General features: G+C 63.3%; 27 protein-coding genes. 12 read left to right on the top strand and 15 right to left on the bottom strand.

Features of this window, described 5'->3' with window-relative positions; all coding sequences use genetic code 11:
- Positions 1 to 72: 72 nt before the first annotated feature.
- The 4 genes from ABDB84_RS06065 to ABDB84_RS06050 form a co-directional block, all read right to left on the bottom strand.
- Positions 73 to 477, bottom strand: coding sequence for a PilZ domain-containing protein (locus ABDB84_RS06065; RefSeq protein WP_345918802.1), 405 nt, complete (start codon positions 475 to 477; stop codon positions 73 to 75).
- Positions 478 to 585: 108 nt separating this feature from the next.
- A complete protein-coding gene (locus ABDB84_RS06060; RefSeq protein WP_345918801.1) occupies positions 586 to 1719 on the bottom strand; it encodes a metallophosphoesterase in 1134 nt (377 codons plus the stop codon).
- A gap of 51 nt (positions 1720 to 1770) precedes the next feature.
- On the bottom strand, positions 1771 to 3480 hold the full coding sequence (locus ABDB84_RS06055; protein WP_345918800.1) for a tetratricopeptide repeat protein: 1710 nt from the start codon (positions 3478 to 3480) through the stop codon (positions 1771 to 1773).
- A gap of 159 nt (positions 3481 to 3639) precedes the next feature.
- Positions 3640 to 3771, bottom strand: coding sequence for a hypothetical protein (locus ABDB84_RS06050; protein ID WP_345918799.1), 132 nt, complete (start codon positions 3769 to 3771; stop codon positions 3640 to 3642).
- A gap of 229 nt (positions 3772 to 4000) precedes the next feature.
- Between ABDB84_RS06050 and ABDB84_RS06045 the strand changes: the two genes are divergently transcribed.
- From ABDB84_RS06045 to ABDB84_RS06035, 3 genes are all read left to right on the top strand, one after another.
- The gene (locus ABDB84_RS06045) at positions 4001 to 5614 is read left to right on the top strand and encodes a methyl-accepting chemotaxis protein (protein WP_345918798.1); all 1614 of its coding nucleotides are present in this window, start codon (positions 4001 to 4003) and stop codon (positions 5612 to 5614) included.
- An 89-nt stretch (positions 5615 to 5703) separates the two neighbouring features.
- Positions 5704 to 6207, top strand: a complete 504-nt coding sequence (locus tag ABDB84_RS06040) for a MarR family winged helix-turn-helix transcriptional regulator (protein WP_345918797.1) — start codon at positions 5704 to 5706, stop codon at positions 6205 to 6207.
- A 111-nt stretch (positions 6208 to 6318) separates the two neighbouring features.
- Positions 6319 to 6744: an organic hydroperoxide resistance protein gene (locus ABDB84_RS06035; protein WP_345918796.1), complete on the top strand. Its 426-nt coding sequence runs from the start codon at positions 6319 to 6321 to the stop codon at positions 6742 to 6744.
- A gap of 284 nt (positions 6745 to 7028) precedes the next feature.
- Here the strand turns inward: ABDB84_RS06035 and ABDB84_RS06030 are convergent, their stop codons facing one another.
- The 6 genes from ABDB84_RS06030 to tsaE all read right to left on the bottom strand — a co-directional run bounded on the left by ABDB84_RS06030 (position 7029) and on the right by tsaE (position 11566).
- Positions 7029 to 7235, bottom strand: coding sequence for a hypothetical protein (locus ABDB84_RS06030; protein ID WP_345918795.1), 207 nt, complete (start codon positions 7233 to 7235; stop codon positions 7029 to 7031).
- Between the two features lie 3 nt (positions 7236 to 7238).
- Positions 7239 to 8159, bottom strand: a complete 921-nt coding sequence (locus ABDB84_RS06025; protein WP_345918794.1) for an alpha/beta hydrolase — start codon at positions 8157 to 8159, stop codon at positions 7239 to 7241.
- Positions 8160 to 8293: 134 nt separating this feature from the next.
- Positions 8294 to 8701 carry a GNAT family N-acetyltransferase gene (locus ABDB84_RS06020; protein WP_345918793.1) on the bottom strand — a complete coding sequence of 136 codons (408 nt, stop codon included), beginning with the start codon at positions 8699 to 8701 and terminating at the stop codon, positions 8294 to 8296.
- A gap of 107 nt (positions 8702 to 8808) precedes the next feature.
- On the bottom strand, positions 8809 to 9645 hold the full coding sequence (locus tag ABDB84_RS06015) for a C13 family peptidase (protein WP_345918792.1): 837 nt from the start codon (positions 9643 to 9645) through the stop codon (positions 8809 to 8811).
- A 104-nt stretch (positions 9646 to 9749) separates the two neighbouring features.
- Positions 9750 to 11132: an N-acetylmuramoyl-L-alanine amidase gene (locus ABDB84_RS06010; protein ID WP_345918791.1), complete on the bottom strand. Its 1383-nt coding sequence runs from the start codon at positions 11130 to 11132 to the stop codon at positions 9750 to 9752.
- Positions 11099 to 11566 (bottom strand): tRNA (adenosine(37)-N6)-threonylcarbamoyltransferase complex ATPase subunit type 1 TsaE, encoded by a 468-nt coding sequence (tsaE, locus tag ABDB84_RS06005; RefSeq protein ID WP_345918790.1) that lies wholly within the window; start codon positions 11564 to 11566, stop codon positions 11099 to 11101. The genes ABDB84_RS06010 and tsaE overlap by 34 nt, the downstream gene beginning before the upstream one ends.
- A 42-nt stretch (positions 11567 to 11608) precedes the next feature.
- Between tsaE and queG the strand changes: the two genes are divergently transcribed.
- The gene (queG, locus tag ABDB84_RS06000) at positions 11609 to 12703 is read left to right on the top strand and encodes a tRNA epoxyqueuosine(34) reductase QueG (RefSeq protein ID WP_345918789.1); all 1095 of its coding nucleotides are present in this window, start codon (positions 11609 to 11611) and stop codon (positions 12701 to 12703) included.
- 114 nt (positions 12704 to 12817) lie between these two features.
- Entirely contained in the window at positions 12818 to 13270 is a 453-nt protein-coding gene (locus ABDB84_RS05995; protein ID WP_345918788.1) for a c-type cytochrome, read from the top strand.
- A gap of 64 nt (positions 13271 to 13334) precedes the next feature.
- Here the strand turns inward: ABDB84_RS05995 and ABDB84_RS05990 are convergent, their stop codons facing one another.
- Positions 13335 to 14015, bottom strand: coding sequence for a cytochrome b/b6 domain-containing protein (locus ABDB84_RS05990; protein WP_345918787.1), 681 nt, complete (start codon positions 14013 to 14015; stop codon positions 13335 to 13337).
- A 127-nt stretch (positions 14016 to 14142) separates the two neighbouring features.
- On the opposite strand from ABDB84_RS05990, the gene ABDB84_RS05985 reads away from it, so the two are divergent.
- A complete protein-coding gene (locus ABDB84_RS05985; RefSeq protein WP_345918786.1) occupies positions 14143 to 14460 on the top strand; it encodes a DUF2322 family protein in 318 nt (105 codons plus the stop codon).
- 199 nt (positions 14461 to 14659) lie between these two features.
- Here the strand turns inward: ABDB84_RS05985 and ABDB84_RS05980 are convergent, their stop codons facing one another.
- Positions 14660 to 15109, bottom strand: coding sequence for a universal stress protein (locus ABDB84_RS05980; RefSeq protein ID WP_345918785.1), 450 nt, complete (start codon positions 15107 to 15109; stop codon positions 14660 to 14662).
- Positions 15110 to 15222: 113 nt separating this feature from the next.
- Between ABDB84_RS05980 and ABDB84_RS05975 the strand changes: the two genes are divergently transcribed.
- Complete coding sequence (locus ABDB84_RS05975) at positions 15223 to 15435, top strand: heavy-metal-associated domain-containing protein (protein WP_345918784.1); 213 nt, start codon at positions 15223 to 15225, stop codon at positions 15433 to 15435.
- A 71-nt stretch (positions 15436 to 15506) separates the two neighbouring features.
- Positions 15507 to 16055, top strand: a complete 549-nt coding sequence (gene ppa, locus ABDB84_RS05970; RefSeq protein ID WP_345918783.1) for an inorganic diphosphatase — start codon at positions 15507 to 15509, stop codon at positions 16053 to 16055.
- On the opposite strand, the gene ybiB is transcribed toward ppa, so the two are convergent.
- A complete protein-coding gene (gene ybiB / locus ABDB84_RS05965) occupies positions 16056 to 16967 on the bottom strand; it encodes a DNA-binding protein YbiB (protein WP_345918782.1) in 912 nt (303 codons plus the stop codon).
- Between the two features lie 57 nt (positions 16968 to 17024).
- Between ybiB and ABDB84_RS05960 the strand changes: the two genes are divergently transcribed.
- Genes ABDB84_RS05960 through ABDB84_RS05945 form a run of 4 tightly spaced genes read left to right on the top strand, consistent with a single transcriptional unit; the run spans position 17025 to position 20666 of the window.
- Entirely contained in the window at positions 17025 to 17489 is a 465-nt protein-coding gene (locus ABDB84_RS05960; protein ID WP_345918781.1) for an LEA/WHy family protein, read from the top strand.
- A 32-nt stretch (positions 17490 to 17521) separates the two neighbouring features.
- The gene (locus tag ABDB84_RS05955; protein WP_345918780.1) at positions 17522 to 17767 is read left to right on the top strand and encodes a PP0621 family protein; all 246 of its coding nucleotides are present in this window, start codon (positions 17522 to 17524) and stop codon (positions 17765 to 17767) included.
- A 14-nt stretch (positions 17768 to 17781) separates the two neighbouring features.
- Positions 17782 to 19305 carry a sensor histidine kinase gene (locus tag ABDB84_RS05950; RefSeq protein ID WP_345918779.1) on the top strand — a complete coding sequence of 508 codons (1524 nt, stop codon included), beginning with the start codon at positions 17782 to 17784 and terminating at the stop codon, positions 19303 to 19305.
- Positions 19302 to 20666 (top strand): sigma-54-dependent transcriptional regulator, encoded by a 1365-nt coding sequence (locus tag ABDB84_RS05945; protein WP_345918778.1) that lies wholly within the window; start codon positions 19302 to 19304, stop codon positions 20664 to 20666. Before ABDB84_RS05950 ends, ABDB84_RS05945 begins: the two co-directional genes overlap by 4 nt.
- 11 nt (positions 20667 to 20677) lie before the next feature.
- On the opposite strand, the gene ABDB84_RS05940 is transcribed toward ABDB84_RS05945, so the two are convergent.
- Together ABDB84_RS05940 and flgM are read right to left on the bottom strand one after the other, a co-directional pair.
- Positions 20678 to 21157, bottom strand: a complete 480-nt coding sequence (locus ABDB84_RS05940) for a flagella synthesis protein FlgN (RefSeq protein ID WP_345918777.1) — start codon at positions 21155 to 21157, stop codon at positions 20678 to 20680.
- Complete coding sequence (gene flgM, locus ABDB84_RS05935) at positions 21154 to 21462, bottom strand: flagellar biosynthesis anti-sigma factor FlgM (RefSeq protein WP_345918776.1); 309 nt, start codon at positions 21460 to 21462, stop codon at positions 21154 to 21156. The genes ABDB84_RS05940 and flgM overlap by 4 nt, the downstream gene beginning before the upstream one ends.
- Between the last annotated feature and the right edge of the window lie 124 nt (positions 21463 to 21586).

The raw sequence follows: 21586 nt of genomic DNA, 5'->3' as shown, positions 1-21586 counted from the left end.
ATACGAACGCTCACAATCTGTTGCGATTCATTCATCGCTGAATGGCTTCAGGCGCTTGGTGATGATGCACGCTCAGATAAGCGAGGGCCCGTCGACGATTTTCTCGGCTTCGACCGCGGTGATGCGCATCGAGGCATTGGCGATCACATGCACGGTGAGCCATTCGCGCAGCTGGCTGGCGCCATCGCCATCAATGCTCACGAAATTGCAGCCATTGAGTGCCTGCGCTTGGTCTTTGAAGGCATTGACGACTTCGGCGGTGCCACGGATCTTGTCCGGGATGCCTTCGAGGCTCAAGGTGAAGGGGAAACGGGTGCCGACAGGATGCTGCGCGGCCGCGGGGATGCTGAAGCCTTCGAGCGAGAGATCGATCAGCGGAATGCGCTCGCCCTCCTGCAGTAGCCAGAAGCAGGTGGTGTCGCCGCGCTTGGCAATGAAGCGCTGGCGCTTGCGCTTTTCCTGATACTCGTCACTCATCGGCTCATCCTTTGTGTAAAGCGCGCTGTACAGACAGCGGATACCTCGTCTTCAGCTTTGTCGGCAGCCTGGCGGGCAACTTGAATGCCGCCGTGCTGCAGCGCCGGATCAGGCCCTCATCAGGCGCAGGCGGGTGATTTCCGAGGGCGCGCCGAAGCGCTTGGGCGGCCCCCAGTAGCCGGTGCCGCGGCTGACATATACCCACATCTGGCGCAGGCGATGTAGACCTGCCGTCCACGGCTGTTGCAGCGGCACGAAATAATTCCAGGGGAAGAACTGGCCGCCATGCGTGTGGCCGGAGATCTGCAGATCGAAACCGGCAGAGGCGGCGGCTTCAGCCGAGCGCGGCTGGTGCGCCAGCAACACCTTGGTGAGCGCTGCAGGTGCGCCGCGCAGCGCGGCCTGCGGATCGCTGGCCTGCGCCGGATCGAAATGGCCGGCACTGTAATCGGTAATGCCGGCGAGCAGCAGCGTAGCGCCGGCGTGCTCGATCAGCACATGCTCGTTGAGCAGTACGCGCAGGCCCAGGCGCCGCAGTTCGACGATCCACTCGGCGGCGTTGGAGTAGTACTCGTGATTACCGGTGACGAAAAAGCTGCCATGGCGCGCACGCAGTTCGGCCAGCGGCGCGGTGTGCGCCTGCAGCTCGCGCACACGGCCATCGACCAGATCGCCGGTGATCGCCACCAGGTCCGCATCGAGAGCATTGACGCGGTGGACGATGCGCGCCAGGTAGTTGCGCTTGATCGTCGGCCCGACGTGGATGTCGCTGATCTGCACGATGCTGAAGCCGTGCAGCGCCGCCGGTAGATCTTTGAGCGGCACCTCGACCTCGACCACCGTCGCCAGGCGTCGCGCATTGACAAAGCCGATCAGGCTGATCAGCGCGGCCAGGCCGATCACGGCCAGCGCAGAGTCCTGCGCCAGGCTCGGCGAAGACAGCCCGCCCAGGCTGGCGGCCAGCAGTAGCAGATCGCGCAGCAGGGTCAGCAGCAGCAACGAGGAGAAGAAACCCATCGCCAGCATACCAACCCAGGCCACGCCGTCGGCCAGCCAGCGCTGCGGGATGAAGCGCGCGAGCAAGGCGCTGGGCAAGAGTAGCCAGGACAGCAGCAGCCAGCCAATGCCGAGCAGATGGGTGAGCGGGCCGCCGGGCAGGGCGGGCAGCAGGCGCAGCCCCAGATACAGGTGCAGCAGGCTCAGCAGGACGGTGACGACGATCAGGAATTTGCGGGGCGGCATGGTTTTAGCGCAGCAGGCGAAGCCTTGCAGATGCGGCCGATCCGCAGCGCTTCAAGTGCTGTGTTGGGTCAGCCAGCTCTGTTGCACGCGGGCGATGACTTCAGCCCAGTCGCCCGCTTGGTGCTGGCGGAACAGGCGCATCTGCGGGTACCAGGGGCTGTCCTCACGGCTGTGCATCCAGCGCCAGTCGGCGGCGAAGGGCAGCAGCAGCCAGCACGGGCGGCCGAGGGCGCCGGCCAGGTGGGCCACGGATGTATCGACGCTGATCAGCAGATCGCAGTGAGCCAGTGCCGCTGCGGTGTCGGCAAAGTCGTGCAGTTCGCTGCGCAGATCCTGCAGCCAGGGCAGGCTCTGCCAGCTGGCCAGATCGCTGCTGCGACAGTCTTTTTGCAGCAGGAAGAGGCTGGCGCGATCTTGCAGCGCGGTGAGCAGGGGGCGGAACTGTTCCAGCGCGATCGAGCGCTGGCGGTCATTCGGGTGATCGGGGTTGCCGGAGCAGGCCAGCGCAATGCGCGGCCGCCGCGCATCGGCCAGGCGGGCTTGCCAGCGCTCGGCCTGCGCGGCGGGCGCGTGCAGATAGGGCGTGTCGGCGGGCAGCTCGGCGAGGGTGCTGCGCAGCGCCAGCGGCAAGCTGAGCAGGGGGCAGTGGTAATCGCTCGGCGGCGCAGCCTCGTCATGCGCGATGATCTGCAGCAGGTCGGGGGCTATGCCGGGGAATGTGCCGTGCAAGGAGCTGAGCAGCGACTTCAGCGCGGCCTGCACGCGCAGCACCACGCGGATGCCGTGCGCCAGCAGCTGCGGCACGAAGCGCACGAACTGCAGGGTGTCGCCCAGCCCTTGCTCGTCATGGACCAGCAGGGTCTTGCCGCCGATCTCGCTATCGCCCAGCCACAGCGGCATGCTGAATTGCTCGCGTGGCTGGCGCTGGCCAATGGCCCAGCCGGCTTCGAATTTCTGCCACACCTCGCTGCGCCAGTCGCCTTGCGAGAGGGCGCACAGCGCCTCGTTCCAGTGGGCGGCGGCAAATTGCGGCGCCAGGGTGCTGGCCAGCGCAAAGCTGGCGAGGGCATCGGCATGGCGTTGCAGGGCTTGCAGGGCGATGCCGCGCAGATTGTGGCCCTCGGCGCTGTCCGCGCGCAGACGCACCGCCTGGTCGAGCGATTGCAGGGCGGCGGCCGGCTGCTGGCGGGAGAGCTGCAGCTTGGCCAGATTGAAGTGGCTGGAGAAATCTGCCGCGTCGAGCGTCAGGGCGTGTTGCAGACTCTGTTCGGCTGCGTCGAGCTGGCCTTGCTGCAACTGCAGGATGCCGCGATTGCGCCAGGCGGCCAGCAGATCGGGCTGGCGGGCGATGGCTTGGGTGTAGTGGGCGATGGCCGCGGTCGGATCCTGCTCGCTCAGCGTATTACCGAGCAGCAAGAGTAGCTCGGCATTGTCCGGCGCCAGCGTCAAGGCGCGGCGGGCGTAGTCCAGCGCGGCAGTCGGTGCGCCCAGCTCGGCCTCGACTTCGCTCAGGCTGGCCAGGGCGAAGATCGACTCCGGCGCCAGGCGCAGGGCGCGTTCGAGCAGGGGTTTGGCGGCCGCGCATTGATTCTGCTGCAAGGCCAGCCAGCCGAGCAGGCACAGCGCATCGACATGCGCCGGCTGTTTGCGCAGGAGCTTGCGCGCCAGGCGTTCGGCGGCCTCAGGCTGGCCGTGTTGCAGGCTGTCCAGCGCTTGCAGCAGCAGCGCATCCGGTTGCCGGGCGGTGAATGAGAACTGCATCGAAAAATCCTGGCGCGATGACAAAGGCGGGGTCTGCTGACCCCGGGCGCGCAATTGTCACACGGACATGGCGGAGCTGTCTGGTGAGCGCGTCGGACACGGCTCTGCGCCCCGTTGCGCAGCGTATGCCGGGGCGATGCGGGCTGTTGCGCGCAGCGGCTAGCGGCTAAGGAAGGGCGTGTGCACTGCGTCCTTGCCGTCTTTCTTGAGTTGCTTGGCGACGCGCTTTTCCTTGGGGTTGAGCAGGGGCTGCTTCTTGCCTTCTTTATTCGTCTTCTGTGCCTTGCTCATGTCGTGCTCCTTATCGCTGTGAGGACAATCGCTGAGCTCTTGGCAGCCCCAGACGCCGACCCAGTATAGGCGCATGGCACGCCGCAAACCGCCGCTAGGAGCTTATTTCGCAGGGGCCGGCGACGCGGCTATTCAAGTATCGTTGCTGGCGACCGTAAAGGAGATGAGTGCCCGACGCATGCCATGCGCTTGCCGAGGGCTGCCACACATCATCCGGAGAACGTTTACCATGAAGTTATCCCACCGCTTGGGCTGGATTGTCGTTTGCTCAGTGATCGGCCTGCTGCTGACCGCCGGCTTCGCGCTGCACGATCTGCGCTCGACCATGCTGGAGGACCGCCGCAACGAGATCCATACGGTGCTCAATCTGGCCGCCAAGCAAGTGGCCTATTTTCAGGAGCTTGAGAAGAGCGGCAAGCTCAGCCGCGAAGAAGCCCAGGCGCGCGCCATCGAGGGCTTGTCCAGCCTGCGCGATGGCAAGAGCTCCTACCTCTGGGCGCGTACCACCGGTGCGCTGGGCCTGGTGCATCCGAATCCGGATGTGATCGGCAAGGTGGATTTCGGCGCCACGCTGGCCAATGGCAAGAGCAATTTCCAGAACTACCTGGACACCCTGGCCAATACCCCTTTCGCCTATTTTGACGACATGACCAAGCGCCCCGGCACCGATACGCCGGTGCCCAAGATCAATGGCGTGACGCGTATCGACGGCTGGGACTGGCTGATCGGTTTCGGCATCTTCGTCGACGATATCGACGCTGCGTTCTGGCAACTGGTCTGGCGTTCGATGGGCCTGGGCTGCGTGGTACTGGGCGTGGTGGTGGCGCTGGCGCTGAGCATGTCGCGCAGCATCTACAAGAGTCTGGGCGGTGAGCCGGATTACGCGGCCGAGGTTGCGCTGGCCATTGCGGGCGGTGATTTGAGCCGTCGCCTCGATGTGCGTAGCGGCGAACGCAGCTTGCTCTCGGCGGTGGCACAGATGCAGGCCAGCCTGCGTCAGATGATCGAAGGCATCCAGCACGGTGCGCAGCAGCTGGGTCAGGCCGCGGCCGGGCTGACCTTGCAGATGGAACATATCAATCAGGCTTCGCGCCATACGTCGGATGCCACCTCGTCGACCGCTGCGGCGATTGAGGAACTCTCGGTCAGCATCGACCACATCTCGGCCAGTGCGCGCGAGTCGCAGGAGAACTCCTCGCGTTCGAGTACCCTGGCCGCGCAGGGCGAATCCCTGGTCAATCAGGCGTCGGGCACCATCGAGCAGGTTTCGCAGCAGATTGTCGATGCCTCCACGCTGATTGCCGGCCTGCTGCAGCGCTCGCGCGAAATCGGCGGCATTGCCAGTGTGATCAAGGAGATCGCCGACCAGACCAATCTGCTGGCGCTCAATGCGGCGATTGAAGCGGCGCGCGCCGGCGAACAAGGGCGCGGCTTCGCCGTGGTCGCCGACGAGGTACGCAAGCTCGCCGAGCGCACCACCCATGCCACCGGACAGATCACCAGCATGATCAACGCGATCCAGTCCGACACCGGCTCGGTCGTCGACAGCATGACGGCGGTGACGCCGCAAGTGGCGCTGGGCGTGGACATGGCGACCCAGGCGGCGACGGCGCTGCGCCAGATCAATGCGGGGGCTGCCGCCACTTTTGCCAAGGTCAGCGATGTGGCGGGGGCCACCGCCGAACAGAGCGAGGCCAGCATGAGCGTGGCGCGCAATGTCGAGCGCATCGCGCAGATGGTTGAAGAATCGGCCGAGTCGGTGCGGGCGGCCAATGACAATGTGCAGTCGCTGGAGAGTCTGGCTGGCGAGCTGCGAGCTTCGGTTACGCGTTTCCGCCTGTAAGCATTGGAGCCCGGTGGATAGCCGGGCTCATTTTTTCTTAATTAAATTGTTTGCAATTTAATTTTGTGCTGTATAGAATTCAAACCATCATGAATCAGCGCAACGCCACCTCACTGTCGTCCAGCCTTCCGTCCGCAGCGCCTGCCGCGCTGGACGAGTCGGCGCTGCGGCTCGACAAGCAGCTGTGCTTTGCGCTGTATTCCAGCTCGCTGGCGATGACCAAGCTGTACAAGCCACTGTTGGCCAAGCTGGGTCTGACCTATCCGCAATACCTGGTGATGCTGGTGCTGTGGGAAGAGGACGGGGTGACCGTATCGGCCTTGGGCGAGCGCCTGTTTCTCGACTCGGGCACCCTGACGCCCTTGCTCAAGCGCATCGAAGCACAGGGTTTCCTGCGCCGCGCACGCAGCGCCGAGGATGAGCGCCAGGTGATTGTCAGCCTGACGCAGGCAGGGCGCGATCTACGTACGACGGCTGTGCAAGTGCCGTACGCGGTGGCCTGCGCCAGTGCCTGCTCGCTGGAGCAGATCCAGGCGCTGACCACCGAACTGCACGCGCTGCGAAGCAATCTCATTGCCGGGCGCAGCGACTGAAGCAGATTTTGAACATGAATTTGAGGGTCGTTTTTTGGCACGACCCGCAGCGCGGCAAAAATATTGCGCGCAATTTAATTGCCAAACACTTAATTACAGGAGCAAGCCAAGATGAAACTCGAAAAAGTGCTGTACCGTGCAGAAGCCACTTCCACCGGCGGTCGTGATGGTCGCGCTGTGTCGTCCGACAACAGTTTTGACCTGCGCCTGGTGCCGCCGAAGGAACTCGGTGGTTCGGGCGTTGGCGGAACCAATCCGGAGCAGCTCTTCGCTGCGGGCTACTCGGCCTGTTTCACCGGCGCGATGAAGTTCGTCGCCGGCCGCGATGGTTACAAGATGCCGGCGGACGCCAGCATCACCGGTCTGGTGGGTATTGGCCAGATCCCGAACGGTTTCGGTATCGAAGTCGAGCTGAAGATTTCGCTGCCGGGCATGGACAAGGCCGAAGCGCAAAAGCTGATCGACGCCGCGCACATCGTCTGCCCGTACTCGAATGCCACGCGTGGCAATATCGACGTCACGCTGACCCTGGTGTAATCAGCGCAGCACGCCAAGAGGCGCCGTGAGCGCAATACCGTTCAGTTAGGCTATGCGCATGTTTGATGCGCTGGGTTTTGACGCAAAGGGCGCAAAGGAAAAGCAAAGGTCCACAAAGGAAAACGATTTTTTGGTTTCCTTTGCGGACCTTCTGTCTTTCTTCGCGTCCTTTGCGTTGAAAATCCGTCGCCCAAAAAACTGAATAGGTCTTAACTGAACTGCATTACCGCCGTGAGCGGCCTTTTTTATGGCTGCAGCCATCGTGGCTTGTTCGCGTCAGTGCCTCAATCGCGCCAGAGGTAGAGCGCCAGGCAGAGCGCAGCGCCGATCAGGTAGCTCAGCACAAGACTGCTGACGAAGTAGGGAAAAACCATCAGGGCGATGCCGATCAGCAACTGCGCCCAGTTGGCATTGCGCTTGCCGAAGCGGAAGGCCAGCAAGCCGACCAGCCCGAACAGCAAGGACGCGAACAGCAGTGCCGGTTCTGGCATGACTCAGGCGGCGGGCAGGAAGCCTTGCTGCTGCAGCCAGTTGGCGCACAGCTGGGGCCAGCTGGCGACCGGATAGCCCGCGGAGCTGCGGATCGCCACGCCGTGACCGCCGTCCTGGAAAATGTGCAGCTCGGCTGGCAGGCCGGCGGCTTTCAGCGCCAGATAGAAGCGGATGCTGTTGAGCGGGTTGACGCGCGGATCGTTGTCAGTGTGCATCAGGAAGCACGGCGGCGTATCGGCGTGGATCTGCTGGTCGGTCGGGAAACGGTCGTACAGCGCCTGTTTTTCCACCGGCAGCATCGGTGCTTGTTGCGGATTGATCAGGCAGTGCCGCGCATTGGCCGAGTAGGGGCCGTAGCCCAGCACCATGAAGGACGGGCGGGCATCGGCCGCGTCGATTGCATCGCGCGGCGCATACACGCGTTCGGCGAAAGAAGTACCCATCATCGAAGCCAGATGCGCGCCGGAAGACAGGCCGACGACGCCGATGCGTGCCGTCTCCAGTCCCCATTCGGCGGCGCGCTGGCGCACCAGGCGTAGCGCGCGTTGGCCGTCTTGCAGCGGCACCAGCTGGCCCTCGGCATGTCCCTCGCCGGGCAGGCGATGCTTGAGCACGAAGGCGGTCACGCCCAGGGTGTTGAGCCAGCGGGCGACATCGGTGCCTTCAGTGTCGATGACCAGGGAGGTGTAACCGCCGCCGCCAATCAGCACGGCTGCCGTGCCATTGGGCTGCTGCGGGAAATACGCAGTGAGGCTCGGGGTGGCGATGCCCGAGAGCGTGCGGCGCGGGTCCCCCGGCTGACCGCGATCGATCACCTGCTCCTGTAAATCCAGGCCTTCGCTGCCGGGCGGGCTGAACGGCGCCCACAGCGCGATCTCCTCGCTGCGCAGGCTGGCTTTGCCAGAGGTGTCGGCTGCTTTCATTGTCTCGGTTATCGCCATGGCGCTCTCATCGTGTTCAGGCAATGCTGCCTGTCGGCCCCCGCCGCAAGCATAGCGGGCTGCAGTCTACTGCGCTTGTGTTGCGGCAGGGCTGTGCGCTGACCGAAGGCGCTCGCTCAGGCGGCCTGGGCGATGGTGTCGTCCAGAATCTCGATGTCTTGCATGTGTTTGAACAGGCAGGGCCGCAGCTGACGCAGACCGGCGCGGGTGTAACGGCTGACGCAGAGGGCGCGGTAGCCGCCGTCATGCATGAAGCGGGCAATGGCCTGGACCAGGCAGGAACAGTAGCCCTGTCCCTGGAAGCGCGGGTCGACCGACATGCCGATCAGGCTGATCAGCTCGCCGCAATTGGAGGCTTCGCAGCTGCACAGCGCCACCACTTCCGCGTCCTGTTCGATGAAGAACAGCAGCTGATGCTTGATCTGTTCCGGCGCATAGAAAGCCAGGCGTGCCTGCATCAGCCGGCTGGCATCCGTGCACGCCCAATGTGCTTCGCGCTGTGCGTAACGGAGACTGAACTCCACGCCTTTCATGACTGAAACTGATGGCATCTGCTGACAATGTGATGGCTGCAAACAACAATTGCATTGTCGGCGTCTTGCCTTTGGCCCGGCTTGCCGTGGGTCAAGCATCAGGGTTTTGGTGGGGGTTCCTGGCTTGCGGCGATTGGGCTGCTGCCGTCCGGCACTTTCAGTGCGGGGAGCGGCAGATTGCTCATCTCGCGGCCGAAGAAGAACTGCGGCGACGAAGGTAGCGCATGCAGCGCGGCTTCCTTGCGGCTCACGCAGGCATTGATCTCGCGCGCCAGACTTTGCCAGGTGCCGCCCTTCTTCCAGCTGTCGAGGAAGCAGCCGTCAAAATAGGTGTAATGCGTATCGTCTGAACAGCCGAATGAGGGATGCTTTGCATCGGCGGCGGTAAAGACGATGCGCTCCTTGCTCGCAATGCCGGGTTTCATGAACACGCCGCTGTAACAGGCCGAGACCACGACGATGGTCGGGTGCCCGGCGCAGCGCCCGAGTATTTTCTCCAGCCTTCCGGGAGGCATTGTCGGTTTGAACGGCATGGCCGAGAGCGCGATGCCGGCCGGGCTGCCGTGACCGGTGAGATACACCAGGCAGCCTTCGCCTTCACGCGGCGCCAGGCGCGCCATGGCTTTGTCGATATTGCTGTCGGTCGACAGCAGCTGCGGGAATTTATCGACCGGAATCGCCAGCATGGGCGTCAGCTTGTTGAGGCTGCTGGTTTGCTGCAAGGCTTTGCTGAAGTCGCTGACGAAATGGCCAAACACGCCGGCTTCGTTGCCGGTGGCGACGATCAGGGCATTCCAGCGCGTTGCCGCGTGGGGCGAGACACCGCCGTCTGTGTCAAGCGAATAGCCGATCTCGCTTTTTTGCAGTGTTGCGGCAGGGCCCGCACAGGCGGCGAGCAGCAGGGCACACAGGATAAACAGACAGCTGCGCATCATTCGGGCCTCTCCAGGTGCCGGTTGCGGATCCAGCTGCGCGCAGGCGCGCGGCTGCCCAAGCCGGCATTATGAATGCATAGCGGCCGGCATGGGCTTGGCCGATATCAATCCAGCATTGCCAGCTTGGACTTGGCGAGTGGCGGGTTCTTCGAGAAGTAGCGTTTGATACCGCGCAGCAAGGCATCGGCCATCTTGTCCTGATAGGCCTCGTCGATGAGCTTGCGCTCTTCTTCAGGGTTGGAGATGAAGGCTGTCTCGACCAGGATGCTGGGAATGTCCGGCGCTTTGAGCACGGCAAAGCCCGCCTGTTCGATGGCGCCGCGGTGCAAGGTGTTGATGCCGCCGATCTCGCCCAGCACGGCCTTGGCAAGCTTGGTGCTGTCGTTGAGCGTCGCCGTTTGCGACAGGTCGAGCAGGGTGCGCGCCAGATGCGCGTCGCGCGTGGCGACGCTGATGCCACCGATCAGGTCGGAGGCGTTTTCCTTGTTGGCCAGCCATTTGGCGGCGGTGCTCGATGCGCCGCGCTCGGAGAGGATGAACACCGAGCTGCCGCGTGCCTCGGGCTTGATGAAGGCATCGGCGTGGATTGACACGAAGAGGTCGGCTTGCACGCGGCGGGCTTTTTGCACGCGCTGGCCGAGCGGCACGAAGAAGTCGGCGTCGCGGGTGAGCATGGCGCGCATGTTCGGCTCGTCGTCGATGCGTTGCTTGAGGCGCTTGGCAATCGACAGCACCACGGTTTTCTCGTAATTGCCGCCCTGGCCGACCGCGCCCGGATCTTCGCCGCCATGGCCGGGGTCCAGCGCGATGGTGATCATGCGCGGCAGCTTGGGCTTGCTCAGGCCATCGCGGTCCGTGGGCGGCGCGCGGTCCAGCGAGGGCGGCGGCTTGCGCGTCTCGTCGTTGATGGTGGCGTCGAGGCGCAGATTGTCCACCTTGCGCTCGGGCGCAGGCGCATTGCCGACGGCGGCGGCCTCGGGCGAGCTTTTCTCGATCAGCGCCAGCAGCGGATCGGGCGCCTGCACCGGGTACAGATCGAGCACCAGGCGATTGCCGTAATTGCCGATTGGCGCCAGGGTGAAGATCTGCGGCCGGATCTCGGCCTTGAGTTCGACCACCAGGCGCACCACGCCGGGCCGGTTGCGGCCGGCGCGGATCAGCTTGATGTAGGGATCATTATCGGTGATCTTGGAAGGCAGGCTTTGCAGCACGCTGTCGAACTCGACGCCTTCCAGATCGACGACCAGGCGTTCCGGGTTCTTGACAACCTGCGCGTTGTACTTGAGCGCATCGCCGCCTTCGAGGGTGATGCGGGTGTAGTCCTGCGCCGGCCAGACGCGCACGGCGAGGATCTTGCTGTCGGCGCCGAGCGCAATCGGCGACACCAGCACGCTCATCAGCGCGCCGCCGGCCTTGAGCAGGCTGCGCCGCGACATGCTCTCCAGCAAGCCGTTCATGTGCGGCGCAGGGCGCTGTGACTCAGACATGCCCGCCCCCGTTCGCTACAGGCTTGAACGCTGGCCACGCGGCCCGAACCCGCGACGCGCAGCTGGATGTCGATGTCCGGCTGCGGGACGTAGGGCAGGGCTTTGTCGGCCCATTCGACCAGGCAGATGCCAGCGCCAGAGAAGTATTCGTCCAGGCCTGCTTCAAGGAATTCGTCCGGGTGATTGAATCGATAAAAATCAAAGTGATATAACGCAATTCTAGAAACAACATAAGGTTCGAGCAAGCTGTAAGTCGGACTTTTGACCGAGCCGGTGTGGCCCAGGGCGCGCAGCAGGCCACGCGTGGTGGTGGTTTTGCCGGCGCCCAGGTCGCCACTGAGCCAGATGACCAGGCCGCTGTCTGCTGCAGCCTGCACCAGCGGCGCCAGCGCAGCGCCGAAGGCTTCGGTCGCCGCTTCATCAGGAAGTTCCAAGACGATGGCCGCTGGCGGCTGGGGCGGACTATCATCCGCGGCGTGACTGGACACGAAAACTCTCTCGCTGCTGGGGTGGATGGCGCCGCGCTCAAGGCCTTGATCAAGGACTGGGCGCGCGAACTGGGCTTTGCTGCGGCCGGCGTGGCCGGTATCGATCTGGGCGAGGCTGAAACAGGCCTCGCAGATTGGCTGGCCGCCGGCTTTCACGGCGAGATGGATTATATGGCGCGCCATGGCCTAAAGCGCGCCCGCCCGGCTGAACTTGTGCCGGGCACGCTGAGCGTGATCTCGCTGCGCATGCCCTATGTGGCGCAAGCCGCATTGAGCGCTGCCGATGCGGTGCTGGCCGATGGCGAGCGCGCCTATATCTCGCGCTACGCCATGGGGCGTGACTATCACAAGGTGCTGCGCGCGCGCCTGCAGCAGCTTGCCGAGCGCATCACCGCGCAGATCGGCCCCTTTGGCCACCGCGTCTTCGTCGATTCAGCGCCGGTGCTGGAAGTCGAGCTGGCGCGCCGCGCGGGTCTGGGCTGGCGCGGCAAGCACACGCTGACGCTGACGCGCGAGGCCGGTTCGCTGTTCTTCCTCGGCGAGCTCTACACCGATCTGGCCTTGCCGCCTGACGAAGTGGTGACTGAGCATTGCGGCGATTGTCAGCGCTGCATCGAGGTGTGCCCGACGCAGGCCATCGTCGCGCCCTACAAGCTGGATGCGCGGCGCTGCATCTCCTACCTCACCATCGAACTCAAAGGCGCCATTCCGGAGGAATTCCGCCCGCTGATCGGCAATCGCATTTATGGCTGTGACGATTGTCAGTTGGTCTGCCCCTGGAACCGTTTTGCGCGCAGCAGTGATCAGCCGGATTTCGCTGTGCGCAACGGACTCGATACCGCCTCCCTGGTCGAACTGTTTGCCTGGAGTGAGGACGAATTCAACGCGCGTATGGCGGGCAGCGCCATTTATCGCATCGGCTACGAGCGCTGGCTACGCAATCTGGCGGTCGGGCTGGGCAATGCGCCGCGTACCCCGGAAATCCTGGCCGCCTTGCAGGCGCGCCGCGAGCATGATTCGCCGCTGGTCCGCGAACACGTCGCCTGGGCGCTGGCGCAGCATGGACACGGAACTTTCGCGTAGCATCCACAATCTAGTGAGGGGTATCCCAGGCCGGGGAATAAATCCTCACACCACGTGTTTATCGTCTGTAGTGCCCTATCCGCATCCCGACTTTTACCCACAGGAGAATAAAAGATGAAACTTCGTAGCCTCGCTTTGCTGGCTCTGGCCGCCCTCAGCGCGTCCAGCGCCTTTGCCCAGTCCAAGCCGGAAGATCAGATCCGTTTGCGCCAAGGCGGCTTCCAGCTGCTGGCACGCAATGTTGGCGCCCTGGGCGCAGTGGCCAAGGGCGACGTGGCTTTCAACAAGGACGCTGTGCAACAGCGCGCTGAATACATCAACGCACTGGTCGCTGATCTGGCCGCGGCTGGCTTTGCGCCGGGTTCCGACAAGGGGCTGCCGACGCGTGCTTCGGCTAAGATCTGGTCCGAGCCGGAAGCCTTCAAGGCTGCCGTCGAGAAGCTCAGTGTGGCCAGCAAGAAGCTCAATAGCGTGAATGATGTGGCGGGCTTGCGCGCAGCCATCGGCGAAGTGCAGGGTAGCTGCAAGAATTGTCACGATAGCTTCCGCGACAGCAGCTATCACTGAGCGACGCCTCGGAGCACAAAAAAGCCAGCGCATGCGCTGGCTTTTTTTACGGCTGTGGCCTGGCTCAGACTTGCGTCGTGATGTACCAGACGATGGCTACGGCAATCGCCAGCACCACGGTGCCAAGCAGCGGGTTGCCGCCCTTGGCATCAGGCGTGGTGGCCTCGGCCGGGATGTCCTTGCTGCCGGTGATCATCGGCTTGACCAGGTTATCGCGCTTGACGAAGCGATAGAACAGGATCGCAGCGATGTGCAGACCGATCAGCGCGAGGATCAGGCCCGGCAAGGTTTCGTGCAGCTCGGCCAGATTGCCGGCCACGGCGCTGCTGACGAATTTGTAGAGCGGCGCATCGAAGAAGAAGTCGTCGCTATGGTTGAACAGGCCGGTCGTGACCTGCAACAGCAGCACGCCGATCAGACCCACGACCGACAGAGCACCCAGCGCATTGTGGCCGGTTTGCGAGGGATCGTGCTTGCCGGCCTTGGCATTGGCCAGATAGGCCTTGATGGCGGCCGGCCCCTTGATGAAGCTGCAGAAGCGTGCGTGCGTGCCACCGACAAAACCCCAGACGATGCGGAAAATCAGCAGCGCCAGTACCGCGTAGCCGGCCTTGGCATGCAGCTCGATGTTATTGGTCTGGATCGCGACGAAGGCAGTGACAACGGCAGCGAGCAGCAGCCAGTGGAATAGACGCAAGGGAAGATCCCAGACGCGTACGGATTTTGTAGTGGTTTGAGTACTCATTGCCAGGATCCTTGGTTCAAAAGTGCACACGACAGCGTTGCGGGCCTGTTGCGCAGTGCGTGAGCGGAGGTTTGAGCCTATCGCTTACGGTAAACTCGCGCATCCCATTTTAATCCAGGTCCGGATCATGGCATTTTCTGACACGCTTAAACAACTTCCCGGTGTTTCGCATCTGGCTGCCTTGCAGCTGATCGGCGCAGACGATCAGGTGCTGGCTACCATCGAGAACAAGCCCGGCCAGGCCGGTTCGCTGGTGGTCTATAACCATCTGGCGCAGACCTTTGGCGCGATCACGCCGGAAGCGGCGCAGCGCGGGCTGGAGCTGTATGCCGAGCATACCGTTGATGCCCAGGCCAACGTGGGCAAGCATCCGAACATCGATCGCCTGTTCGGCCTCATCGAGCGCGGCGAAACCTTGCGCGTCAAACAGGTTTTTGCGCTCTGAAAACAAAGACCACACGAGAGTTGATGGTAGTCAAGGCTTGCCTCTAAGTTGGCAGGCATAGTGGAGCCATGCCAGTGCAAGCGCTGGCGACAGATCGGAATCTCCGATCTGTGCAGTCTCTCTGTTGGGGTTGGGGGTGCGCATGTCGCACCCTTTTTTTTCGTCCACGTTCTGGCCCCTGAGCGGGCCATGTGGCGTATCAGGCCTCGCGATAGACGAGGACCGGAATCGTGCCGTGGGTGAGCACCTTGTGTGTCTCCGAGCCGATCAGCAAGCCCGCCAGACCGCGGCGGCCGTGTGAGGCCATGAAGATCAGATCGCAGGCTTCGGCAACGGCCAGTCGGGTGATGACCTCCCAGGGAATGTCGCTGACCTCGGTGCGCGTTTGCGCGCTGACGCCTGCTTCTTGCGCTTGTTGCTGCAACTTCGCCAAGATGACATCGGCAAGTGCGGCGGTGTCGCGCAGGAATTCGTCGCGACTCTCTGGCGCGATCAGGGCGCCTTCGCCGATGATCGGTCGTGGATAGTCCGGCTGCACATACAAGAAGGTGATCTGCGCGCCAATCGACGCGGCCAGGGCAATTGCACTGCGTGCCGCATGCTCGGACAGGGCTGAACCATCGGCAGGAACCAGAAGATGCTTGTACATGATGAGCCTCCGTGCTGTTATGTTCCTGCTTTGATTGTAGGCGAGGCCGTGCAGCTTGCTTGGCGGGCGGTCTTCGCCTTGACCGTGATCATTCATCAGCGAAAGGATTTCTCATGGAAGCACTCGTGTTGCCTGTTGCGGGCATGACCTGTGGCGGTTGCGTGCGTTCGGTCGAACGCGTGCTGGCGGCCTTGCCGGGCGTCAGTCAGGTTGCGGTGTCGCTTGAAAAGGGTGAGGCGAGCGTACAGCTCGATCCGGCGCAAAGTTCGCGCGAAGTCCTTGCCGAGGCGGTGCGCAATGCCGGTTTTGAGGTTCCGGATGCGTAGTTTCCGCAAGCCTGCCGTAAGCCGGCTGTCGATATAATGCAGCGCATCAGAACCCAGACAGAGAGCGCTTCATGAGCTTCCGCTACGTCACCCCCGGTGTCGATGTGCCCAATGATATTCACGTGGTGATCGAGATCCCCGCCCGTGCCGACCCGATCAAGTACGAGGTCGACAAGGACAGCGGTGCGGTTTTCGTGGATCGCTTCATGGGCACCACGATGTACTACCCCTGCAACTATGGCTATGTGCCGGGGACCATCGCGGGCGACGGTGATCCGGTGGACGTGCTGGTTGAAGCGCCTTTCGCGCTGATCCCCGGCGTGGTCATCCGCTGCCGTCCGGTGGGCGTGCTGCGCATGGAAGACGAGGCGGGCGAGGACTCCAAGGTGCTGGCTGTGCCGATCCCCAAGATCTCGCCGCTGTACGAGAACGTGAACACTTACACCGATCTGCCGATGCTGCTGATCCGCCAGATCGAGCACTTCTTCCAGCACTACAAGGATCTGGAAAAGGGTAAGTGGGTCAAGCTCACCGGCTGGGAAGGGCCAGATGCCGCCAAGCAGGAAATCTATGCCGGCGTAGCCGCCTATCAGGCCACCTCGGCCAGTTCGACCGACTGATCAGGCCTGCGCCAGCTGCGCCAGCGCCGCGACCTGATCGAGGATAGGTTGCGGCGTCTCCAGTTCGCCGCTGAGCATGCGGCAAATGCTCTCTGCATTGTTGTCGAGTTCGCACTCTGCCTCGCCAATCGGCGGCGCTTCCGCGCTGGCCTGTTCGAACAGCTCACTTGCCTGACCTTCACTGAAGCCCAGCAAACGCGGGCGGCGGCGCGGGCTGGCGTAGGCTTCTCCCTCGGTGCCGCGCATCAGCAAGGCGCAGGCTTTTTCCGCGATCAGGAATTGCTCCATCCGCTCCAGGTACTCCGGGTGCGTCACCGCGACCACGCGAACGCTGCGCCCCGGGCAGGGATCAAGCAGCTTGGCCAGGGTGTGGCCGCTGTTGCGCAAGCCCAGACGCGGGCGCAGCGCCAGCAAGCGGTCCAGCCCCGGCAATAGGCTGGCCAGCGGCACACAGGCCAGTTTGTCACGCGCCAGCTGCGCGCTGGCTTGCTGCAGATCGCTGCAGGTCTCGATGCCCAGTTTTTCCAGCAAGGCAAAGGGGCTGACGCGTGAGTCGAAATCGTGGCGCCCCTGAATCAGCACCGGCACGCCGCGCCGGGCCAGCAGGCTGGCGACCAGGGGCATCAGGTTGGCTTGCTTGCGCGCGCCGTTGTAGGTCGGCAGGATCACGCAGCGCGGCCCTTCTGGCACCTGGATGCAGGCACCGCGCGCATCCATGGCCGCCTTGAAGCCAAGCAGTTCATCGAGCTCTTCGCCCTTGATGCGCAGTGACAGCAAGATGGCGCCCAGCTCCATGTCAGGCACAATACCGTCGATGATGGCGGTGAACAGTGCGCAGGCGTCTTGCTGCGAGAGTGGGCGTGCGCCTTTGATGCCGCGACCGATTTCCTTGATGATTCGAGCGTATTCCATGGCCGGCGATTATCCGCGCGCTGGCGAATTTTGAATAGCGCAAAACAGGAGCAGCCCTTGCAAACCCTTTGGCAACGTTTATGTCTGGTGATCCTGCTGCTGACGCTGTCCGCCTGCAGCAGCCTGCAATGGCACAAGCCGCAGGTGAGTCTCAGCGATGTGGCAGTCACGGGGGGCAATCTGCTCGAGAGCAAGCTCTTGCTCAAGCTGAGCGTCAAGAATGACAACGCAATCGACATCACGGTGGACAGCTTGCGCTTTGATCTGCTGATCGACGATCAAGTGATGGCCAGCGGCGCACGCAGCGAGCCCTTGGTGGTCAGCCGTGAGGCGACTACGCCGCTTGCGCTGGAAGCACGCGCACGTACCTTCGAGCTGCTGCGGCGGGTAGCCGCTGCGGTGCAGAGCGATGGTCGGGTGCCTTATGTCCTGCGCGGTGAAGTGGTGTTGCGCGATCGCGGCGCGATACCTTTCGAGCACCGCGACAGCTTTGTCGTACCGCGCAGCCTGTTGGCGAAGTAAGCTTGTCGACCCTCTGAATCAAGGCTTGATCCATGCGTAGTCTGCTGCTGTTTCTTCTGCTGCTCTTTGTCGTGTATTTCCTGCGCCGCAAGTTCGCGGCGGGGCCGGCACGACCCGCCCAGCCCGAGCAGGTGGCGCCGCCGGCTGTGCGCGAGGCTGAGCAGGTTTTGCCCTGCGCGCACTGTGGCGTGCTGGTGCCGCACAGCGAGGGCGTCGAGTCGCATGGCCGCTTCTATTGCTCGGCCGAGCACGCGCAGCAAGGACCGGCGGCGGGCTGAACATGCGCCGCGCCATGCTCCTGCCGGGAGATACGCCGCGTAGCGTCTCGATCCGCTACTTCGGCTTCTATCGTCTGGTTATCGCCAGCTTGCTGAGCTTGTTTAGCATTGTCGGTGGCGTGGGGGACGCTTCTTCGCACCTCTACACGGCCTTGATGCTGGGCTACTGGTTGACGGCGGTCGGCTTTTTGCTGATGACGCCCAAGACGCGCGAGCAGTTCAATGCGATGCTGATGGGGCAGGTCGCCTTCGATGTGCTGGTGCTCACCTCCGGCATGTATATCGGCGGCGCGCAGAGCAGTTCGGTGCCGTATTTGCTGATGACCACCCTGGCGGGTGCGGCGCTGGTGGGTGAGGGACGCATGGTGCTCGGCTTCGCCGCCATGACGACGCTGGCCGTGCTGGCCGAGTTGCTGGTGCGCATCCTGTTGCGCGGCGTGCAGACTGAGGAGCTGACGCGTACCGGCGTGATCTGCATGGGCTATTTCGCCGTGGCCTTGCTCACCCGTATGTTGGCGCGCCGGGCGCTGGAGCACGAGGCGCTGGCGCGGCAGCGCGGTGCTGCCCTGCAGCGCCAGACCGAGATCAATGCGCGCATCATTGCGGATCTGCTCGATGGCGTGGTGGTGCTGGATGCAGCAGGGCGGGTGCGCATGTGCAATCCGCGCGCCGCAGAGTTTCTCGGTTGCTCCCTGGTGGAAGGCGAGCACATTGCGCACCGAGCGGCTGAACTCGATGCTGCGCTGCGTTTGCAGCAGAGCCGGGTACGCGTCGAGCGCAGTGGCAAGACCTTGCATCTGCGTCGCATGATGACCGGGGATGAGGGCGATCAGCTGATCTACCTGGAGGACTTTGCGCGGATTGAATCGCAGGCGCGGCAGATCAAACTGGCGGCACTGGGGCGGCTGACTGCCAACATCGCGCATGAAATCCGCAATCCGCTGGCCTCGATCACCCAGGCGGCTGAGTTGCTGGTCGATGAGAAGCGGGCGCAGATGCAGCAGCGTCTGTCGCGCATCGTGCAGGACAATGCGGCGCGCATTGCGCGTATCGTCAGTGATGTGCTGGAAGTGGGGCGCCGTGATCGCACGGTGCCGGAGCTACTCGATGCGCGCGCTTTCGTGACCCATTTTCTCGAAGAATTCGCCTTGCACAGTCCCGCGGTGAGCGAATGCGTCGTGCTGAGCGTGAGCGGAGCGCCGCAGCTGCGATTCGACAGGATGCATCTGGCGCAGATTCTCGGCAACCTGCTGGGGAATGCTTTGCGCTATTGTCGGCGCCAACCGGGCTCGGTCGAGATCAGCATTACCGCGCTGGACGCCGAGCGGGTGAGTCTGTGCATCAGGGATGACGGACCGGGCATTCCGGCGGCGCAGCGCGAACAGGTGTTCGAGCCTTTTCACACCACCGATCCCAAGGGAACCGGGCTGGGGCTGTATGTTGCGCGCGAGCTGGCCGATGCCAATGCTGCCCGCCTGACTTTGCTCGACAGCGAGAGCGGCGCAGCGTTTCAATTGATTGCGAGGAGTGTGGAATGAGCGAGGCCGACGCAGATCGTCGCGTACGCGGGCGTGGTGCAGATGTATTGATCGTCGATGACGAGGACGATATCCGCGAGCTGCTTGAACTCTCCTTACTGCGCATGGGCCTGGGGGCTTGCAGTGCCGGCAGCGTGAGCGAGGCCTGCGCGCTGCTGTCGACGCAGAAATTCCGCCTGTGTCTCACCGATATGCGCCTGCCCGATGGTGAGGGGCTGGATGTGGTGCGTCACGTCTCGGCGCATTGCCAGGATTTGCCGGTGGCGGTGATCACCGCCCATGCCAGCATGGACAACGCTGTTGCCGCCCTCAAGGCTGGGGCGTTTGACTACCTGGCCAAGCCGGTGTCGCTCGATCAGCTGCGCACCCTCGTCAAATCGGCTCTGGATGTGCCGGGCAAGGCGGTGCTGCGCGAGAACAGCCCCAACATCACCGGCAATTCGGCGGCCATGGAGCAGGTACGCAACATGATTGAGCGCCTGGCGCGCAGCCTGGCGCCGGTCTATGTGGCGGGCGAGTCGGGGAGCGGCAAGGAGCGTGCGGCACGCATGATCCACCACCTGGGTCCGCGGGCGGCAGCGCCGTTTGTGGCGGTGAACTGCGGCGCGATTCCAGAAAACCTGATGGAGTCCGAGTTTTTCGGTTACCGCAAAGGTGCGTTCACCGGTGCTGAGGGGGATCGGGACGGCTTCTTCCAGGCTGCGCACGGCGGCACCCTGTTTCTCGACGAAGTGGCGGATCTGCCGCTGGCCATGCAGGTCAAGCTCTTGCGCGTGATCCAGGAGCGCCGCGTGCGCCGCGTTGGCGATACGCAGGAGCAGGCTGTCGATGTGCGCATCATCTCGGCCACGCACAAGAATCTCAAGGCGCAGGTCGATGCCGGGCATTTTCGCCAGGACTTGTTCTACCGCCTCAACGTAATCGAACTGCAGATGCCGGCGCTGCGTGAGCGGCGTGAAGACATTCCAGCGCTGGCGCACAACATTCTGGAGCGCATGTCGGCTGCTTCCGGCCAGGCTGCGCCGATGCTGACCTCCGGCGCCTTGCAGGCGCTGCAGCGCTATTCATTCCCCGGCAATGTCCGCGAGCTGGAAAATATTCTGGAGCGCGCCATGGCGCTGGCGCTGGGCGATACCATCGATGAGCCCGATCTGCGTCTGGAGCCCGAGTGCGGGCCCAGCGAGGAGAGCGGCAGCGTGCATGGCAATCTGCAGGACTATCTGGATCGCGTCGAGAAGCAGGCCATCATCGAAGCGCTGGGGAAAACCGCGGGCAATCGCACGCGCGCGGCGCAATTGCTGGGCGTGACATTCCGCTCCCTGCGCTACCGGATGGAGCGCCTGGGCATGAAAGACGCCTGAAACAGGCGGCTTTAGACGCTGCCGAGGATGCGCGAGCCCGGACGCATGCGCGACACACCATCCGGCCCATAGGTGGCCGGCTGATCGGCGTGCGCCATCAGGAAGGCGAGGGCCTGGTGATTGTGCTTGAGCCGCTCGGTGATGATGCGGCCATTGGCCACATTGAGGTCGCGCGCCTGGGTGACCACGGCAAGAAAGTCCTGCCAGGTGGCCAGGTGGGCCTTGCCGACAAACTGCTCAATGCCTTCGCGGTCTGCTGTGACACGCGCCTGGGTCAGGATGCCACTACGCACGGTCGCCAGCTGGTCAAGCTGTCGCGCCAACTGACCTTTGCGCTCTGCAAGGCCGAACAGTGGTTCCATGTCCGGTTGCAGCAGAATCTCGCGCTCCTCGTTGAGAAGCTCGATGAATTTCTTGACCAGCTCACGCTCGGCGCCCAGCAGGGCGAGCAGACGCTGGCGCAAGGCGCCTAGGTCGTTAGCCGTGTTCACGCGGCACTAGGTTGCGCAGCCAGCATCTGACGGACACTTTCAATCAGACCGTCAGCGACTTTTTCCGGATCAACCTGGAAATCACCATTGCTGATGGCTTGCTTGATTTCGTCCACCTTGCCGTTGTCGACAATCGGCGCTTGCGAGAGGATCTCGTTATAGCGCTGCAAGCCGCCAGACAGGGCAACCTGGGTCGTCGCGGCGGACGCTGACGAGGTGCTCGATGAGCCGCTCTCGCGCGCGCTGCGCGTTCGGTTCTCGCCAGTTACCTGGCCAGATGATTTTATTGAATTATCGATTTTCAAAGCGTTCCCCAATCATTCGATATGAACTCAAGGATAGGGCAGTCCAGTATTCTGGATCCACCTTCACACCGGGCATAACGGGCAAAGTGATGCAAACTTTAGCGCTTTTTCAGCGTTTGAGCCA

The organism is Uliginosibacterium sediminicola (assembly GCF_039631295.1).
Taxonomy (GTDB): Bacteria; Pseudomonadota; Gammaproteobacteria; order Burkholderiales; family Rhodocyclaceae; genus Viridibacterium; species Viridibacterium sediminicola.
This window is presented reverse-complemented; position numbering and strand designations above follow the sequence as displayed.

Coding starts and splice junctions, on each gene's coding strand:
- ABDB84_RS06065 (WP_345918802.1), bottom strand. CDS start 477: ATGAGTGACGAGTATCAGGAAAAGCGCAAGCGCCAGCGCTTCATTGCC.
- ABDB84_RS06060 (WP_345918801.1), bottom strand. CDS start 1,719: ATGCCGCCCCGCAAATTCCTGATCGTCGTCACCGTCCTGCTGAGCCTG.
- ABDB84_RS06055 (WP_345918800.1), bottom strand. CDS start 3,480: ATGCAGTTCTCATTCACCGCCCGGCAACCGGATGCGCTGCTGCTGCAA.
- ABDB84_RS06050 (WP_345918799.1), bottom strand. CDS start 3,771: ATGAGCAAGGCACAGAAGACGAATAAAGAAGGCAAGAAGCAGCCCCTG.
- ABDB84_RS06045 (WP_345918798.1), top strand. CDS start 4,001: ATGAAGTTATCCCACCGCTTGGGCTGGATTGTCGTTTGCTCAGTGATC.
- ABDB84_RS06040 (WP_345918797.1), top strand. CDS start 5,704: ATGAATCAGCGCAACGCCACCTCACTGTCGTCCAGCCTTCCGTCCGCA.
- ABDB84_RS06035 (WP_345918796.1), top strand. CDS start 6,319: ATGAAACTCGAAAAAGTGCTGTACCGTGCAGAAGCCACTTCCACCGGC.
- ABDB84_RS06030 (WP_345918795.1), bottom strand. CDS start 7,235: ATGCCAGAACCGGCACTGCTGTTCGCGTCCTTGCTGTTCGGGCTGGTC.
- ABDB84_RS06025 (WP_345918794.1), bottom strand. CDS start 8,159: ATGAAAGCAGCCGACACCTCTGGCAAAGCCAGCCTGCGCAGCGAGGAG.
- ABDB84_RS06015 (WP_345918792.1), bottom strand. CDS start 9,645: ATGATGCGCAGCTGTCTGTTTATCCTGTGTGCCCTGCTGCTCGCCGCC.
- ABDB84_RS06010 (WP_345918791.1), bottom strand. CDS start 11,132: ATGTCTGAGTCACAGCGCCCTGCGCCGCACATGAACGGCTTGCTGGAG.
- ABDB84_RS05995 (WP_345918788.1), top strand. CDS start 12,818: ATGAAACTTCGTAGCCTCGCTTTGCTGGCTCTGGCCGCCCTCAGCGCG.
- ABDB84_RS05990 (WP_345918787.1), bottom strand. CDS start 14,015: ATGAGTACTCAAACCACTACAAAATCCGTACGCGTCTGGGATCTTCCC.
- ABDB84_RS05985 (WP_345918786.1), top strand. CDS start 14,143: ATGGCATTTTCTGACACGCTTAAACAACTTCCCGGTGTTTCGCATCTG.
- ABDB84_RS05980 (WP_345918785.1), bottom strand. CDS start 15,109: ATGTACAAGCATCTTCTGGTTCCTGCCGATGGTTCAGCCCTGTCCGAG.
- ABDB84_RS05975 (WP_345918784.1), top strand. CDS start 15,223: ATGGAAGCACTCGTGTTGCCTGTTGCGGGCATGACCTGTGGCGGTTGC.
- ppa (WP_345918783.1), top strand. CDS start 15,507: ATGAGCTTCCGCTACGTCACCCCCGGTGTCGATGTGCCCAATGATATT.
- ybiB (WP_345918782.1), bottom strand. CDS start 16,967: ATGGAATACGCTCGAATCATCAAGGAAATCGGTCGCGGCATCAAAGGC.
- ABDB84_RS05955 (WP_345918780.1), top strand. CDS start 17,522: ATGCGTAGTCTGCTGCTGTTTCTTCTGCTGCTCTTTGTCGTGTATTTC.
- ABDB84_RS05950 (WP_345918779.1), top strand. CDS start 17,782: ATGCTCCTGCCGGGAGATACGCCGCGTAGCGTCTCGATCCGCTACTTC.
- ABDB84_RS05945 (WP_345918778.1), top strand. CDS start 19,302: ATGAGCGAGGCCGACGCAGATCGTCGCGTACGCGGGCGTGGTGCAGAT.